Raw genomic sequence first — 12872 nt, 5'->3', positions numbered from 1 at the left:
TATCGAACTACGGACCGAACTACAGACCCGCCCCGCGTCGGACCCGTGGACCAGCCCTGCTTCATGCGTCGCGGCAGGATGCCCCAGCGGAAAGAGGAACCGTCATGAACCGCGCTGCCACCATCACCGCGGCCGCGACCGCCGTCGCGGCCTTCGCTGTCGGATGCGGAAGCTCCGGCACCACCAGCTCATCGTCTCCACCCACCAGCGCATCGCCCCCGTCCAGCAGCTCGGCGCCCGCCACCGGCGGAGTCGGCACACTGCAGGCACACACCTCCTCCCTGGGCCGGATCCTCGTCGACGGAACCGGCCGGACCCTGTACCTGTTCCAGGCCGACAGCGGCACCACCTCGCACTGCTACGACAGCTGCGCCCAGGCATGGCCACCCGACACCACCACCGGGCACCCGAGCGCCAACGGCCTGAACTCCACCATGGTCGGCACCACCTCCCGGAAGGACCACACCACCCAGGTCACCTACAACGGCCACCCCCTCTACCGCTTCTCCCAGGACGCCAAGCCTGGCGACACCACCGGCCAGGGCAGCACGGCCTTCGGAGGCACCTGGTACGTGGTCAGCCCGAGCGGCGCCGCGATCACCAGCCCCGCGCCCAGCCCCTCCTCAAGCGGGTCGGGAAGCAGCAACGGCTACTGACCGCCGCAAAGCCGACCGCGACGCCCTCGGCGTAGGCCGAGGGCGTACGACCCTTCCCTGTCGCGAGCGCCGGGCCGGAGTTCCGGAACTCCCCTGCTCGCGAGGGGTCCGTCTGCCGCTGATGACAAGGTCACTTCGCCCCGCGCCGTGGGCGGCATCCCTTTGGCACGAAGAACGGGCGCGTCCTGCGGGACCGTCGCTCGGGGCGATCCCTGCGGAGGCTGTGGCCGACCGAGGAAGCCGCGGGCCTCTCTCCACCTGAGCTCGCGTCGAGGAGCGGGTCCGTCGGCACCCCAAGACGATCGCCGTATGGCACGCCCCGAGCCGCCACACACTGCCGACTCGGCGGAGAACGCCGCCACACAGCAAAGCCGGGCAGAAACACGGCTCACGCGGACCCGACGTCGTACCCTTCGGCCGGTTCCGTTCTGGAGCCCGACCACCGGCCTCGACCACTCCAGCGCGCCGACACCGTGATCGTCCCCGGCTGGGCCCACGTCGACGTGGCCCCGCCCGCCGAACTGGGAAAGCGTGAGCGCCGCCGACAGGCTTCGGCGGCGCTCGCAGCCGATCGTTGGTTTCCGCGTTCTGTCGAGCCGTGCGACTCAGCTGCGGGGCCCCGCGCCGTGCAGGAGTGTCTCGATGACGAGCGTGGCCAGTGCGTCCGGGTCCTGCGCGGCGGGACCCTGCTCTGCGCCGGGCCTGTTGATGGCCTCGCTGAGGAGGGCGTAGTACACCTGTCGCGTCCACGCCAGGTCTGCGTCCGTGGCGATCAACCCCTCGCGCTGCGCCCGGTTCATGAGGTTGACCGTGTGGCCGTCGATCTCGTCCCAGAGGGAGGCTGCGGCGGGGGTGTGGGCGGTGGCGTGACTGAGGGTGAAGCGCCAGGTGTTCTTGACCCGGAGGACGTTCGCCGTCACTCGATGCAGCGCCACGAGTGCGGGAGCGGCTTGCGGCCGGGCTTCCTCGATGGCATCGATGAGCTGCTCCTTCGCGGAGACGGCGAGGGCCTCCAGCAGCGCCTGTCGGTTCGCGAACCGACGGTGAACAGTGATCCTGGTCAGCCCTGCCGCTTCGGCGACCTGCTCCATGGAGGCGCCGGCGTCCTGGGCGAAGACCCGCTCGGCCGCCTCGAGAATCGCGCGCACGCTGCGCTCGGCGTCTGCCCGCAGTGCTCGGCCCATGCCTGTCTCCTGTCTTGTTCACTACCCGGTCCCCTGTAGAGGATACGTGAATGCTACCGGTACATAGTTAATTGATTCTTTAGTGTTGCCACTAGCCAAGAAACTGATACATTGGTGAAACCGATTGAGGATCGCTCGCCACCGGCACCGCGATCACTCACTCACCGCAAGGACGACATCAACCCATGACCAAGGAGCCCACAATGGCCACGACACGACCGGTAGCCCTCGTGACGGGCGCGTCCTCCGGCATCGGAAAGGCGGCCGCCCTCGCGCTGGCGGCGGCGGGCCACGAGGTGGTCGGCACCAGCCGCAACACCGCGCACGTCACCCCGCTCAAGGGCGTGACCTTCCTCGACCTCGACGTCACCAGCGACACTTCGGTCACCGCTGCGGTCGGAGAGGTGATCGACCGGTTCGGACGCATCGACGTCCTGGTCAACAACGCCGGCATCGGCTCGGCGGGCGCCGCCGAGGAGTCCTCCGCCGCGCAGGCGCAGGGCCTCTTCGACATCAACGTCCTCGGCGTCATCCGCATGACCAACGCCGTCCTGCCCCACATGCGCGCCCAGCGCAGCGGACGCGTCATCAACATCTCGTCCATCGTCGGGTTCATGCCGCAGCCCTACATGGCCGTCTACGCCGCTTCCAAGCACGCCGTCGAGGGCTACTCCGAGTCCGTCGACCATGAGGTCCGCGAGCACGGCGTGCGGGTCCTGCTCATCGAACCCGCCTGGACCAGCACCGCGTTCGACGCCGCCAGCGTCCGCCCCGACCGGCCCCTGGACGTCTACGCCCACCAACGGCACGTCTTCGAGGAGTACATGGCCCAGGCGGTCAGGGACGGCGACGACCCTTCCGTCGTCGCCAAGGAGATCGTCGCCGCCGCGACCGACGCCAAGCCCAAGCTGCGCTACACCGCAGGCGCCATCACCGGACGCGTCCGCACGATGCGCCGCATGGTCCCCTCCCGCATGTTCGACCAGCAGCTGCGCAGGCTCAACCGCCTGCCCGCCGCCTGACCTTCCTGGTGGACACAGCGACAACGCCCCCCTGATGACCGACAGCAATACCGGCCGCGCCTACCTCGCGCCTCAGGCGAAGTGAATCACCGTTCAGGTGGCCGACTCCCGGGTCGCCAGAAGAAGACCGGCCTGGAAGAGATGCCGCCCGACCGCACCACGGTCCTTCTGGCCACCGGTCCCGGCGAAGACGGATTGCTGGAACCCGACCACGCTGTCTGGCTCAAGAAATAACGGCCTCCATCTGGAACATCCCCTCAATCCGCCAGGGCCTGTCCGGTGTCCACGCCCCGCCGATCGGCCAGTTCCTGGCCCACGCGAACGGTTGCGGCCCCGCGTCCGGGAATATATAAACGATCTTGTATCGTGATACACTTCACCTGATATACTCCAGCGGAAGGAGGCCACCATGAGTCGCACGGTCATCGATCTCGACGACGAGGCGCTGGAGGAAGCAGCCAAAGAACTCGGCACCTCTACCAAACGCGACACCATCAACACCGCACTGCGGGAAGTCACGGCCCGCTACCGGCGTCTGCGGGCACTCGACGAAGCCCGCGAACTGGTGACTGAGGGCGCTCTGGACATCGACCTGCTGCTGGACAAGCGCGCATACCGCCCCACGAGCGCGGGCGCGGCACCCGACGACCACGCCGCCGGAGCACACGAGTGACCGTCGCCGACTACCTCATCGACACCTCCGCCCTCGCCCGCGTCCTGCTACGCCAGAACACCACCCAATGGGACGACAGGATCGCCGCCGGCCTCGTCGCGATCTGCGACCTCACCGAACTGGAAGTCCTCTTCTCGGCACGTTCCGTCACGGACCGCACCCGCTTGAAAGCAGCCCTCGACGCCCACTACGCCTGGTGCCCCATGCCCGACGGCGTCTACCGCCGCTCCCGCATCATCCAGGAACAACTGACCGCCAAGGGAGAACACCGCAGCGCGGGCCCCGTCGACCTCCTGGTGGCCGCAGCCGCGGAAGAAGCAGGGCTCACCCTCCTCCACTACGACCGCGACTTCGACAGCATCGCCCGCACAACAGGGCAGCCGGTCCGCACGATCGACCTCAGGCAGTAGAACTCACGCGGTACCGACGGGCAACGAGCTACTGACCGGCCCGCCGCCTGGCGGTCAGTCCGCGATGGCCCGGACCGTCTCCCGACACCCAGGGGGCACCGGACGGCACCACTCTTGGATCCTCGCGTCCAGCCAGCGTCCAGAATTCGACGTCCAGTCGCTCGCGCAGCCCACCCACGACGCCCTCCTCCAGCCGCGGGCTGATACGTCTGCGCAGGTCAAAGCGACCTCAACTAACGCCGATGGCAACGGAGTTGAACTCACGAACAGCGGATACAGCCCCGCGGGCCAACGTCCTGAATCCGTACCCCTGATGAGACGTTTCCGTTCGCCGGTTGATCACAAACCCGATACTCACAAGTTCGTCGGCGACCCGTTGCGCGCGGACCACTTTTGCTCGCGGCGCCAGGACTCGATCTGCTCGATCACCCATGCCGGTGTCGCGTTCGGACTCCGGTGCGGACTCGACGGCCGGTCCTGCAATCCCGCATCACCGTGCAGCCGCCGGCGATTGACCCACTTGCCCGCGCATGCGCGGCAGATGCCCATCTCAGCGGCGACGTGGGCGATGGGACGTGTCTGGCACCGCTTCACGAGCCGCCCACGGCCCTCGACGCTCAGGGGCGCATTCCGTGGGGCACTCGTCGCCCTCTCGAAGTCAGACGACGGCAGGCGCGACACCTACTCGTGCGCGCCTGCCGCATTGCGGCCTTTCAGCCCCGCGGTGCGACGCGGATACGGTTCCCGTCAGGATCGGCTGCGAGGAAGGTCAGCCCGAACCCCGCGTCATGAGGCTCGCGCAGGATCGTGACCCCCTTGGAATTCCACTGCTCAAAGGTCGCGTTGAGCTCGTCGGGTCCACCGTCAATGGCCAGGCAAACCTCACTGGTGCGCGGGACGTCCGGTGACAGATCCTCGAACTGGCCAGACCACAGACCGAGGTCAGCGCCCGGCCCGAGGTCGAAGGTGATGTATCCCGAAGTCTCGAACGAGGGGCTCATGCCGAGGAGGCCGCCGTAGAAACGAGCTGCGGCGGGAGCGTCGTTCACGTAGACGATGGACACGACGGATCTGGTCATGGTCATTCCTTTTCGCAGGTCGTAGGTCGTAGGTCATAGGTACGCACCCACCAGCCTGAACGGGATATGCGCCGCATCGTGTCGCAATTCCTGAAAAAATTGGGGGGTGACCCCAGACCGCTTCTTCACGCTGATGCTGCTCCTCGAATCGAGGGATGCGGTGACCACACAGGAACTCGCCTCAGCGCTCGGGGTGTCCCTTCGAACCATCACCCGGGACCTGAACTGGCTTCGCGACGCCGGTCTGCCGGTGACCGCACACCGGGGCCGCCTCGGAGGCGTGACCATGCTGCCCGGGTCCGGGCTCGACCTCACGCGACTCACACCGGGCGAGCGTGATCATCTGTCGCTCACCGGGCTGGATGAGAGGCAACGTGCGGAGCTCGACGCATCGGCCGAAAGCCGGCGCGCGCTCTCCAAGATCGCCGCTGCACAGCCACGTCGAGTTCATGACCTCCTGCCGCTCACCGACGTAGTGCACGTGGACAGCCGTCCCTGGCGTCAGGCACGAGCTTCCGGCACGACTCCGGCTTCGCTGATCGGTGTAGTGCGGCGAGGTCGCCGGCTACGGATCGAGTACGACAGCCCACGCGAGTCATGCCCACGCGACCTGGTCGTGGATCCCTACGGGCTGTTCGCCAAGGCCGGCATCTGGTACCTCGTTGCCGACTGCGCCCGAGTGCCACGGATGTACCGACTCGAACGGATCACGACGTGGAAAGAAGTCGACCAGCCACGACGGATCCGTCAGAGCCAGACCCTGGCCACCGTCGCTGCCGCGCTCATCGATCAGTGGGAACACAACCACGCGATAGAGGTCAGCGCCACCATCGACCAGACCCAGATCGAGCGAGCGCAACGGATCTTCGGCCCACGACTCGTCCGGGACGACCATGAAGAATCCGCCACCGGCCACAAGGTGACGATCCGCTTCCTGCATCTGGAGGACGTGCGAGCACTACTGCCGTTCGGGAGCGCCATCACTGTGCACGGTCCCGCCGAAGCCAGGGCTCACCTCCGCGACCTCGCCACCAATCTTGCCCACCACTATGCGCCGTCACCAACGTCCTGACCCGCAACAGGTGTTCTTGGGCGCTACCTTGGCGGCGATGCCAAGCAGGCGTCACAGCGGCGCGAGCCTCGCTGGTCACGGGAGCACGAGCGCAGTACGTGGTGGTCGACAACGGCGCCTGGCAGCGGTACTACTCGCACTGGGCCGCCCACCGGGTGGTCGACGATCTGCTGCCCGGTCCGGTCGCGGCGACACGCTGCTTCCGCGCCAACCGGGAGATCGACGAATGGCTCGACGACGTGTGGTGCGAGGGCGCCGCACTCGTCGACCACGACCGCCGAATCCTGCTCAGTACACCGAGCCCTGCTCCGTCGCCTGCCTGCGCCTGCCTGACGGAAGCGTTCGCGCCTGGGGCAGCGACTGGGAACCCATCGAGCACCTCGCCGCCGGCCCCGGCCTGCTCGACCTGATCGTCGCGTCGCCAGCCACCCCTGTACTCACCGACATGCCGCAGGCGGCGTCCATTTCGACCCTCAGGCGCGCACCGTCTCGCTCTGGGCCGTGCACAATGCGGCGGCATCCGCTGCTCGGCCACATGCTCTGCTGGAAGGGCGTGACGGGTAGCCACCCCTGGACGGCTGCTCGTCGACAGGGAACTCCGCAACCAGGTCGGGCCGCCCGGGGCGGTAACTCCAGTCCGCAGGACGGGGATGGCAGCAGCCTACAATTAACTGTCCATGGAAGATAATTCTACGGAAGTTGAGTGATGGCCGACGCCGACCTGAAGCTGCTGTACCGGGAGCTGGTCTCGCTGGAAATCGAGCTGTGGGACGGTATCGAGGGGCGACTGAAGGCCGAGTACGACCTGCCGCTGACCTCGTTCGAGGTGCTGCACCTGCTGCATCAGCGGCCCGGGCGGCGGATCCAGGACATCGCGGAGAAGTTCTCGATCACGGTGGGCGGCACGAGCAAGGTGGTCGATCGCCTTGAGGCGGCGGGCCTGTGTGAGCGGCGGGCCAATCCGAACGACCGCCGTTCCTCGATCGTCGAACTGACGCCAGAAGGGCGGAAGCTGGTGGACGGGGCGCTGAAGGTCTTCGAGGAGGAGCTGGAACTGCGTATCGGGTCGGTGATTCCCGAGCAGTCCGTACGCGAGGTGACCGCGGTCCTCAGCACACTGCGAGCAGCCGGCCGCGCCCTGGACGCGGAGCGGAAGGCCGCCGCGCAGACGCCGGTGTCGGCCATGCGGGTGCCCAAGGAGCCCGGCCGACCGGCATCGTGAGCCCCGACGGCTCGGCAGTGCCCGTGGGTTGACCAGCCGGAGCCTGATGCACTCAGCCCCCGGCCCCGGTCCGTCAGCCCACAGTTCAGTCGGCGATACCGGCGAAGGCGACGACTTTGTCGATGCGGCCCCGGACGAGGAGGTTGCCGGGGCCACCGTTGCGTGCGGCGTACTCCTCGGTGCGGTCGTCGCCCATGTACCGGGCACCCAGAAGACCACCCCAGCGCCGCATGCCCTCCGGCTCCTCGGAGATCGCCGCGCGGGCCTGGAGGAGGACGAACGCGTACGGGGGCCGGTCCTCGTCGACACAGAGTGCGAACCGTCCGTCGCGGGCGAGGTTGCGGCCCTTGACCCCGGTCTTCTCGGTGGTGAACACGATGTCGTCGCCGTCGAGGAGGAACCAGACCGGTGTCACGTGAGGGCTGCCGTCGGCGCGGCTGGTCGACAGCTTGCCGGTGCGGGTTCCGTAGTTGACGAACGCCCGCCACTGCTGCTCCGTCATCTTCCGCATGCGGGTGCCTTTCGTGTGCGTACAGATCGACTCGTGGGTGCCCGGGGCCGAGTCGACCCCGGGCCCCCCAGACCCCTCGCCCTAGACCTAGACCTAGACCTAGCCCCAGAAAGCGTCTTCGGCGGCCGGGTCGGCGGAGAAGAGCCACATCTCGGCGATCTTGCCGTTCTCGATGCGCAGGAGGTCGACGCCGTCCATGCTCATCGACGCGTCGTCGCGGCGGCCGGTGAAGTGGATGGTGGCGGTGACCAGGTCCCCGTTGCCCATGACGGTGTGGATCTTGTCGATGGCGAAGGTGCCCTGGCTGGTCTCCATCATGCTGCCGAGCATCTGGAAGACGGCGCCCTGGCCCTTGTGCTCGCCGGAGAACTGGTTGGCTCCGGGCTGGTGCCAGACGATGCCGGTGTCGAGGAGTTCGCCGAGAGCGGCCATGTCTCCGGTCTGGACGGCCTGTAAGTAGGTGCGGGCGACGTCGATGTTCGTGCTGGTCATGTCGGTTGCTCCTTGGGTTCTTGTACGGGGTGGTGGCTGTCGGGCGAAGTCGAGGCGGTCGGCGAGGAATCAGGGTGGTCGGGCCGCCGTATACGTGGCCGAGGACCTTTTGGCTGACGGCGCTGGTGCCGGACATCCAAGGCCTCCCGGTCGGGGAACTGTGCTGACGCGAGCCCTGCGGGTGGCCCCGGCAGGGGAAAAGACGTAAGGAGAAGGGCTCTCATCCGTGCTGCGGGACAGACCGTCCGGCGGGTGTCGTGCGGTGGCCCGCGCGGCCGGTCGGGGGGCGGGCAATCAAAGCCCCGGATCGGTCGCCCACCCAGCAAACCATTTAGATTCCATAGAATCAACTTCCAAGGATTATTATTCCATGTGATGCAGGTGGCGTCCGACAGCAGAGAGGAAGCCGTCATGGAACCGGTCGAGATCGAGGCGAAGACCCTGATCCAGAAGTCGAAGACCCCGTCGAACGACTACGTGATCAACCCCTACACCGGCTGCGTTCTGGGCTGTTCGTACTGCTTCGCGTCCTTCGCGGGACGGCAGTTCGGCCGGTCGGTCAAGGAGTGGGGCAACTACCTGTACGTAAAGAAGAACGCCGTCGAACTGGCCCACGAAGAGTTGGCCATGATGCCCGAGCACAAGCGCCACGGCACGATGCTGCTCAGCTCCGTCACCGACCCCTACCAGGGCCACGAGACGAAGTACCGGCTCACCCGCGGCATTCTGCGCGAGCTCGACGCCGTCGCCTACCCGGGTCTGATCCGCATCCTGACCAAGTCGCCGGTCGTCACCCGCGACATCGACCTGCTCACCAGCCTGCCCCGGGCGGAGGTCGGCATGACCGTGACCACTGCGGACGACAAGGTCAGCCGCTGGCTGGAGGTCCGCGCCCCGCTCGCCTCCCGCCGTCTGCGCACGCTCACGGAACTACGCGAGGCCGGCATCCCCACCTTCGCCTTCGTCGGCCCGCTCCTGCCCCACTTCGCCGCCCGGCCGGAGCTGCTGGACCACCTCTTCGGGCAGCTCGTCGAGGCCGGCATCACCGAGGTGTTCATGGAACACATCAACCTCAAGCGGTACATCCGCGAGCGCATGGACCAGGTCCTCGCCGACGAACCCGACGAGGTGCGCGAGGCGTACGTACAGGCCCGTACCAAGGAACACCGCGAACAGCTCGACGCGATCGTGGCCGGCCTGCTGGCCAAGCACGGGCTGCGGCTGCGCTTCGACGAGGTCGTCCATCACGACGACAACGACGCCCTGCGGCAGAGGCTGGCCGGCCCGGCGTGAGCGCGTCGCACTGGCGGCAGTGTCACGCGTCGCACTGGCGGCAGTGTCAGCTGACGGCGTCGGGCTCGGGGTCAGGGTCGGGGACCGCCTGAGCCCAGGCGCCCATGGCGTTGAGGACATCGCGCAACCCCTCGCCGAGGGGGGTGAGCCGGTATTCGACGCGTGGAGGGATCTCCGCGTAGGCGGTGCGGATGACGATGCCGTGGGTCTCGAACTGGCGCAGCCTGCTGGTCAGCGTGTGCGGGCTGATGCCGGGCAGGGCCTCGCGCAGCTCGGTGAAGCGGTGCGGGCCGCGCAGGAGCTCGCGCACGATCAAGGTGGCCTGTGGCCCAGCAGAATGGCGGCCAGGATCTCCGGGGCGCAGCCCGCGAATCCCGGGGAGCCGTGGTGTTCGGCGGTCCAGTAGCGGACGTGTCCCAACTCCTCGGCGGTCTGTGCCAGTTCGACCGAGGCCCGCAGCGAGTCGGCGGGTGAGAGACCCGCGCCGACGGGCGACTGGTCCAGCACCGACAAGCGCGGGGCCGGGCCGCCCCGCTCATCGCCCGCCCGGGCAGTTAACAGGAAGAACCCGGACAGGTCCGGCAGTTGAACGGCCCGGCCCCTTTCAGGGACGACACCGGACCGGGGTTCACGTCGTGGACGGATGCAACCGCGCGTAATACGCGAACGCCGGGCCGACGAAGCGGCTCACGCGGAGGCCCGCGGCGCCTGCATGGCCGATGAGGTGGGCCGGGCGTACCTGGTGGCGGTCGAAGAACTCGCCGACCACGAGGCGGCCGCCGGGCTTGAGGACCCGGCGCAGTTGACTCAGCGTCAGCACCGGGTCTGGGATCTCGCCCAGCGCGGTTACCAGGTATGCGGCATCGAACGTGCCATCGGCGAAGGGGAGTTGATGGGCGTCGGCCAACGTCGGGACGATGTTGGCGATGTGCCGCTCCTTCGCCCGGCACATCACGTGATCGAGCATCTCCTGCTGGACGTCGACGATGTCCAGCTGCTCCACCTGCGGTGCGACGTGCAGGGACTGCAACCCCGTACCGGGCCCGATCTCGAGCACCCGTTCGCTGCGCCGTGCCTCCAGCACCCCGTCGAGGCGGCGCAGGGTCAGGAACGGCAGGGGCAGGTCCAGCAGCCGGTGCTGGGAGTACGGATAAGGGGCGGAGTCGGACATCCACCAGGCACCGACCGCGGCGGCGCCCAGCCCGGCCGCTGCCCACTTGAGATTCCTGCCTGGCCTGACCTGTGCCGATGGCGTGATCGCGGACACTGTTCTCCTTGCCGGGATGCGTGGATCGGGCGGCGTCCTTACCTTGACGCCTCCCGATCCACGATGCCCGGGCGGCCGGGCACGCACCTCAACGCAGGCTTCCGACTCCGTGGTGGTACCAGGACCACCACGGAGTCGGGTACTCACGTGGGAGACCCGGCGCCCCGCGCCGAGCAGACTCGGTTGTCCACCCGTCGAGCAGGCAGCAAAGGACCGAGACTGTGGACACCTTGCGGAATGAGGAGCTTCCCGGCACGGGTGGCGACATGCCGATCCGGCTCCGGGACGCCTCCTGGTCGGTACGGCTCAGCTGGTCCTCCCTGGAACGCTCCGCTCTGGAGGTGTACGTCGGCGACCGTCTCGTGGACGTGGTGGTACCCACGACCCTCGTCTCCGGCGCCCTGCGTGGCGCCTGCTCCACCACGGACGGCCGGGGCCGGGTCACCCTGGCCTGGGGCATGTTCGACGCCGAGCGGGACGATCTGCCCCAAGTGACCTTCCGCCGCAGGCGGATACGGGGGAGGGTGGGCTTCGGCGGCGAGACCTTCACGGTCGGCGACCGGTTCTGGATCAGCGCCGCGGACGGGCGTTTCACCGAGGTCACAGTCACCTGCCGGGCCGGCGGGGACGGTTCGGAGCCAGACGTGGAGCGCCGTGTGGTGCGGGTGCTGCGGCACCGGCGTATAGGAGCGCGATAGGCACGCCTCCCACACTCGGACGGCATGACGACTCAACGGCCCGGCAGAGGCGCCCGCATCCTGGGAATCGGTGCGTATCGGCCACGGCGGATCGTCGGCAACGACGAGCTGGTGGCCCGGGCCGGCCGGTCCGACGCCCGGATCCGGCGCCGTACTGGCATCGTCGAACGCCGTTACGCGGAGCCCGGCGAGGGTGTGACGGACATGGCGGTCGAGGCGGCACGCAAGGCGCTCGCCGACGCCGGTATCGCCCCCTACCGGGTGGACACGGTACTGCTGACGAGCATGTCCAACGTCCGCCAGAGCCTCCGGGGGCGCCCTGGAGGTGGCGCCCCGCCTCGGCACCGGATCGGGCGCCATCGACCTCAACGCGGCATGCGCCGGCTTCTGTTACGGGCCAGGCGTGGTCGACGCCCTGGTCCGCAGCAATGCGGCCGCTCATGTGCTGCTCGTCGGCTCCGACAAGATGAGCGACATCGTCGACCCCAACGACGCCGCCGCCGCGTTCCTCTTCGCCGACGGAGCCGGGGCCGCGGTCGTCGGGCCGGGCCCGGAGGACGGCATCAGCCCCACCGTATGGGGGTCGGACGGCGGCCAGCGGCATCTCATCGCGCATTCGGCGACCGGGGTGGAGCATCGCGACAACCCGGAGCTGCCCTGGCCGACGATGGGGATGGCAGGGCCGGAGGTGTTCCGCTGGGCCGTCGGGGAGATCCCCGAGATCGCCGAGCGGGCCCTGGCCGCGGCCGGGGTCCGGCCGGCCGACCTGTCGGCGTTCGTCCCGCACCAGGCCAGTCTGCGGATCACCGACGCACTGGCCGCCCGGCTCGCCCTGCCGTCGCACGTCACCGGGGCACGGGACGTGACCCACGCGGGCAACACCTCGGCGGCATCGGTGCCCCTGGCCCTCGACCGGCTGCGGGAGACCGGTGACGTACCCCGGGGCGGCCGTGCGCTGCTCGTCGGGTTCGGCGTGGGACTGCCCTGGGCGGGCCAGGTCGTACAACTCCCGTGACTGCCCAGCCTGTTGCAACAACGTCCCAAAGCCGCCGAGCCCTACAGAGGTCGACCCCATGGACATCCCGCTCCTGTGTCTGCGGACGGTCCGCGGGCGGTGCACCTGTTCGTCAGCGGCACCCCCGTCGTACCACGCACCCTGCCGGAGCGCAGAGCGACGGGAATCCAGGACGACGGTCTGTTCCTCGAGCGCGTCAAGGAGTTCGCCGGGTACCGGCACGAGGCGTTCGAGGAGCCCGAAATGCTGCGGATGCCCTCGCTGCGGGCAGACGTCCA

At 68.4% G+C, this 12872-nt stretch carries 17 protein-coding genes and 1 pseudogene; 10 read left to right on the top strand and 8 right to left on the bottom strand.

Annotation, left to right across the window (positions count from 1 at the left end; genetic code table 11):
- Window positions 1-104: 104 nt before the first annotated feature.
- Window positions 105-656: a COG4315 family predicted lipoprotein gene (locus LJ657_RS02410; protein WP_232646486.1), complete on the top strand. Its 552-nt coding sequence runs from the start codon at window positions 105-107 to the stop codon at window positions 654-656.
- A 605-nt stretch (window positions 657-1261) separates the two neighbouring features.
- On the opposite strand, the gene LJ657_RS02400 is transcribed toward LJ657_RS02410, so the two are convergent.
- Entirely contained in the window at window positions 1262-1840 is a 579-nt protein-coding gene (locus LJ657_RS02400; protein ID WP_232646485.1) for a TetR/AcrR family transcriptional regulator, read from the bottom strand.
- A gap of 203 nt (window positions 1841-2043) precedes the next feature.
- Between LJ657_RS02400 and LJ657_RS02395 the strand changes: the two genes are divergently transcribed.
- The 3 genes from LJ657_RS02395 (at window position 2044) to LJ657_RS02385 (ending at window position 3945) form a co-directional block, all read left to right on the top strand.
- Window positions 2044-2862, top strand: coding sequence for an oxidoreductase (locus LJ657_RS02395; protein ID WP_232646484.1), 819 nt, complete (start codon window positions 2044-2046; stop codon window positions 2860-2862).
- Between the two features lie 409 nt (window positions 2863-3271).
- Window positions 3272-3535 (top strand): type II toxin-antitoxin system VapB family antitoxin, encoded by a 264-nt coding sequence (locus LJ657_RS02390; RefSeq protein ID WP_232646483.1) that lies wholly within the window; start codon window positions 3272-3274, stop codon window positions 3533-3535.
- Window positions 3532-3945 (top strand): PIN domain nuclease, encoded by a 414-nt coding sequence (locus tag LJ657_RS02385; RefSeq protein WP_232646482.1) that lies wholly within the window; start codon window positions 3532-3534, stop codon window positions 3943-3945. Before LJ657_RS02390 ends, LJ657_RS02385 begins: the two co-directional genes overlap by 4 nt.
- A 313-nt stretch (window positions 3946-4258) precedes the next feature.
- Here LJ657_RS02385 and LJ657_RS02380 read toward each other — a convergent pair.
- Both LJ657_RS02380 and LJ657_RS02375 read right to left on the bottom strand, forming a co-directional pair.
- Window positions 4259-4617: pseudogene (locus tag LJ657_RS02380) on the bottom strand (helix-turn-helix domain-containing protein); the annotation flags it as partial.
- Window positions 4618-4658: 41 nt separating this feature from the next.
- Window positions 4659-5024, bottom strand: coding sequence for a VOC family protein (locus LJ657_RS02375; RefSeq protein WP_232646481.1), 366 nt, complete (start codon window positions 5022-5024; stop codon window positions 4659-4661).
- A gap of 106 nt (window positions 5025-5130) precedes the next feature.
- Between LJ657_RS02375 and LJ657_RS02370 the strand changes: the two genes are divergently transcribed.
- The 3 genes from LJ657_RS02370 to LJ657_RS02360 all read left to right on the top strand — a co-directional run bounded on the left by LJ657_RS02370 (window position 5131) and on the right by LJ657_RS02360 (window position 7318).
- Window positions 5131-6096 (top strand): helix-turn-helix transcriptional regulator, encoded by a 966-nt coding sequence (locus LJ657_RS02370; protein ID WP_232646480.1) that lies wholly within the window; start codon window positions 5131-5133, stop codon window positions 6094-6096.
- A 98-nt stretch (window positions 6097-6194) separates the two neighbouring features.
- Window positions 6195-6506, top strand: coding sequence for a hypothetical protein (locus LJ657_RS02365; RefSeq protein WP_232646479.1), 312 nt, complete (start codon window positions 6195-6197; stop codon window positions 6504-6506).
- Window positions 6507-6802: 296 nt separating this feature from the next.
- Window positions 6803-7318, top strand: a complete 516-nt coding sequence (locus LJ657_RS02360) for a MarR family winged helix-turn-helix transcriptional regulator (protein ID WP_232646478.1) — start codon at window positions 6803-6805, stop codon at window positions 7316-7318.
- 85 nt (window positions 7319-7403) lie between these two features.
- Here LJ657_RS02360 and LJ657_RS02355 read toward each other — a convergent pair whose 3' ends face one another.
- Complete coding sequence (locus tag LJ657_RS02355; protein ID WP_232646477.1) at window positions 7404-7829, bottom strand: PPOX class F420-dependent oxidoreductase; 426 nt, start codon at window positions 7827-7829, stop codon at window positions 7404-7406.
- A 99-nt stretch (window positions 7830-7928) separates the two neighbouring features.
- Window positions 7929-8321: a nuclear transport factor 2 family protein gene (locus LJ657_RS02350; protein ID WP_232646476.1), complete on the bottom strand. Its 393-nt coding sequence runs from the start codon at window positions 8319-8321 to the stop codon at window positions 7929-7931.
- Between the two features lie 411 nt (window positions 8322-8732).
- Between LJ657_RS02350 and LJ657_RS02345 the strand changes: the two genes are divergently transcribed.
- Entirely contained in the window at window positions 8733-9614 is an 882-nt protein-coding gene (locus LJ657_RS02345) for an SPL family radical SAM protein (protein ID WP_232646475.1), read from the top strand.
- Window positions 9615-9660: 46 nt separating this feature from the next.
- Here LJ657_RS02345 and LJ657_RS02340 read toward each other — a convergent pair whose 3' ends face one another.
- The 3 genes from LJ657_RS02340 to LJ657_RS02330 all read right to left on the bottom strand — a co-directional run bounded on the left by LJ657_RS02340 (window position 9661) and on the right by LJ657_RS02330 (window position 10881).
- A complete protein-coding gene (locus LJ657_RS02340) occupies window positions 9661-9924 on the bottom strand; it encodes a winged helix-turn-helix transcriptional regulator (RefSeq protein WP_232646474.1) in 264 nt (87 codons plus the stop codon).
- A 2-nt stretch (window positions 9925-9926) separates the two neighbouring features.
- Window positions 9927-10127 (bottom strand): LLM class flavin-dependent oxidoreductase, encoded by a 201-nt coding sequence (locus tag LJ657_RS02335; RefSeq protein ID WP_232646473.1) that lies wholly within the window; start codon window positions 10125-10127, stop codon window positions 9927-9929.
- Between the two features lie 115 nt (window positions 10128-10242).
- Entirely contained in the window at window positions 10243-10881 is a 639-nt protein-coding gene (locus LJ657_RS02330) for a class I SAM-dependent methyltransferase (RefSeq protein ID WP_232646472.1), read from the bottom strand.
- 266 nt (window positions 10882-11147) lie between these two features.
- On the opposite strand from LJ657_RS02330, the gene LJ657_RS02325 reads away from it, so the two are divergent.
- Window positions 11148-11579 carry a hypothetical protein gene (locus tag LJ657_RS02325; protein ID WP_232646471.1) on the top strand — a complete coding sequence of 144 codons (432 nt, stop codon included), beginning with the start codon at window positions 11148-11150 and terminating at the stop codon, window positions 11577-11579.
- A 325-nt stretch (window positions 11580-11904) separates the two neighbouring features.
- Window positions 11905-12594 carry a 3-oxoacyl-[acyl-carrier-protein] synthase III C-terminal domain-containing protein gene (locus LJ657_RS02320; RefSeq protein ID WP_232646470.1) on the top strand — a complete coding sequence of 230 codons (690 nt, stop codon included), beginning with the start codon at window positions 11905-11907 and terminating at the stop codon, window positions 12592-12594.
- The last annotated feature ends 278 nt before the right edge of the window (window positions 12595-12872 follow it).

Origin of the sequence: Streptomyces guryensis (genome assembly GCF_021261325.1) — a bacterium.
Lineage (GTDB): Bacteria > Actinomycetota > Actinomycetes > Streptomycetales > Streptomycetaceae > Streptomyces > Streptomyces guryensis.
Note: the sequence above shows the minus strand (reverse complement) of the source record. Positions and strands in the feature narration are given on the sequence as shown.

What these genes read in the sequence shown, in the direction of transcription:
- LJ657_RS02410 (WP_232646486.1), top strand. Translation starts at nt 105, where the DNA reads ATGAACCGCGCTGCCACCATCACCGCGGCCGCGACCGCCGTCGCGGCC.
- LJ657_RS02400 (WP_232646485.1), bottom strand. Translation starts at nt 1,840, where the DNA reads ATGGGCCGAGCACTGCGGGCAGACGCCGAGCGCAGCGTGCGCGCGATT.
- LJ657_RS02395 (WP_232646484.1), top strand. Translation starts at nt 2,044, where the DNA reads ATGGCCACGACACGACCGGTAGCCCTCGTGACGGGCGCGTCCTCCGGC.
- LJ657_RS02390 (WP_232646483.1), top strand. Translation starts at nt 3,272, where the DNA reads ATGAGTCGCACGGTCATCGATCTCGACGACGAGGCGCTGGAGGAAGCA.
- LJ657_RS02375 (WP_232646481.1), bottom strand. Translation starts at nt 5,024, where the DNA reads ATGACCAGATCCGTCGTGTCCATCGTCTACGTGAACGACGCTCCCGCC.
- LJ657_RS02360 (WP_232646478.1), top strand. Translation starts at nt 6,803, where the DNA reads ATGGCCGACGCCGACCTGAAGCTGCTGTACCGGGAGCTGGTCTCGCTG.
- LJ657_RS02355 (WP_232646477.1), bottom strand. Translation starts at nt 7,829, where the DNA reads ATGCGGAAGATGACGGAGCAGCAGTGGCGGGCGTTCGTCAACTACGGA.
- LJ657_RS02350 (WP_232646476.1), bottom strand. Translation starts at nt 8,321, where the DNA reads ATGACCAGCACGAACATCGACGTCGCCCGCACCTACTTACAGGCCGTC.
- LJ657_RS02345 (WP_232646475.1), top strand. Translation starts at nt 8,733, where the DNA reads ATGGAACCGGTCGAGATCGAGGCGAAGACCCTGATCCAGAAGTCGAAG.
- LJ657_RS02325 (WP_232646471.1), top strand. Translation starts at nt 11,148, where the DNA reads ATGCCGATCCGGCTCCGGGACGCCTCCTGGTCGGTACGGCTCAGCTGG.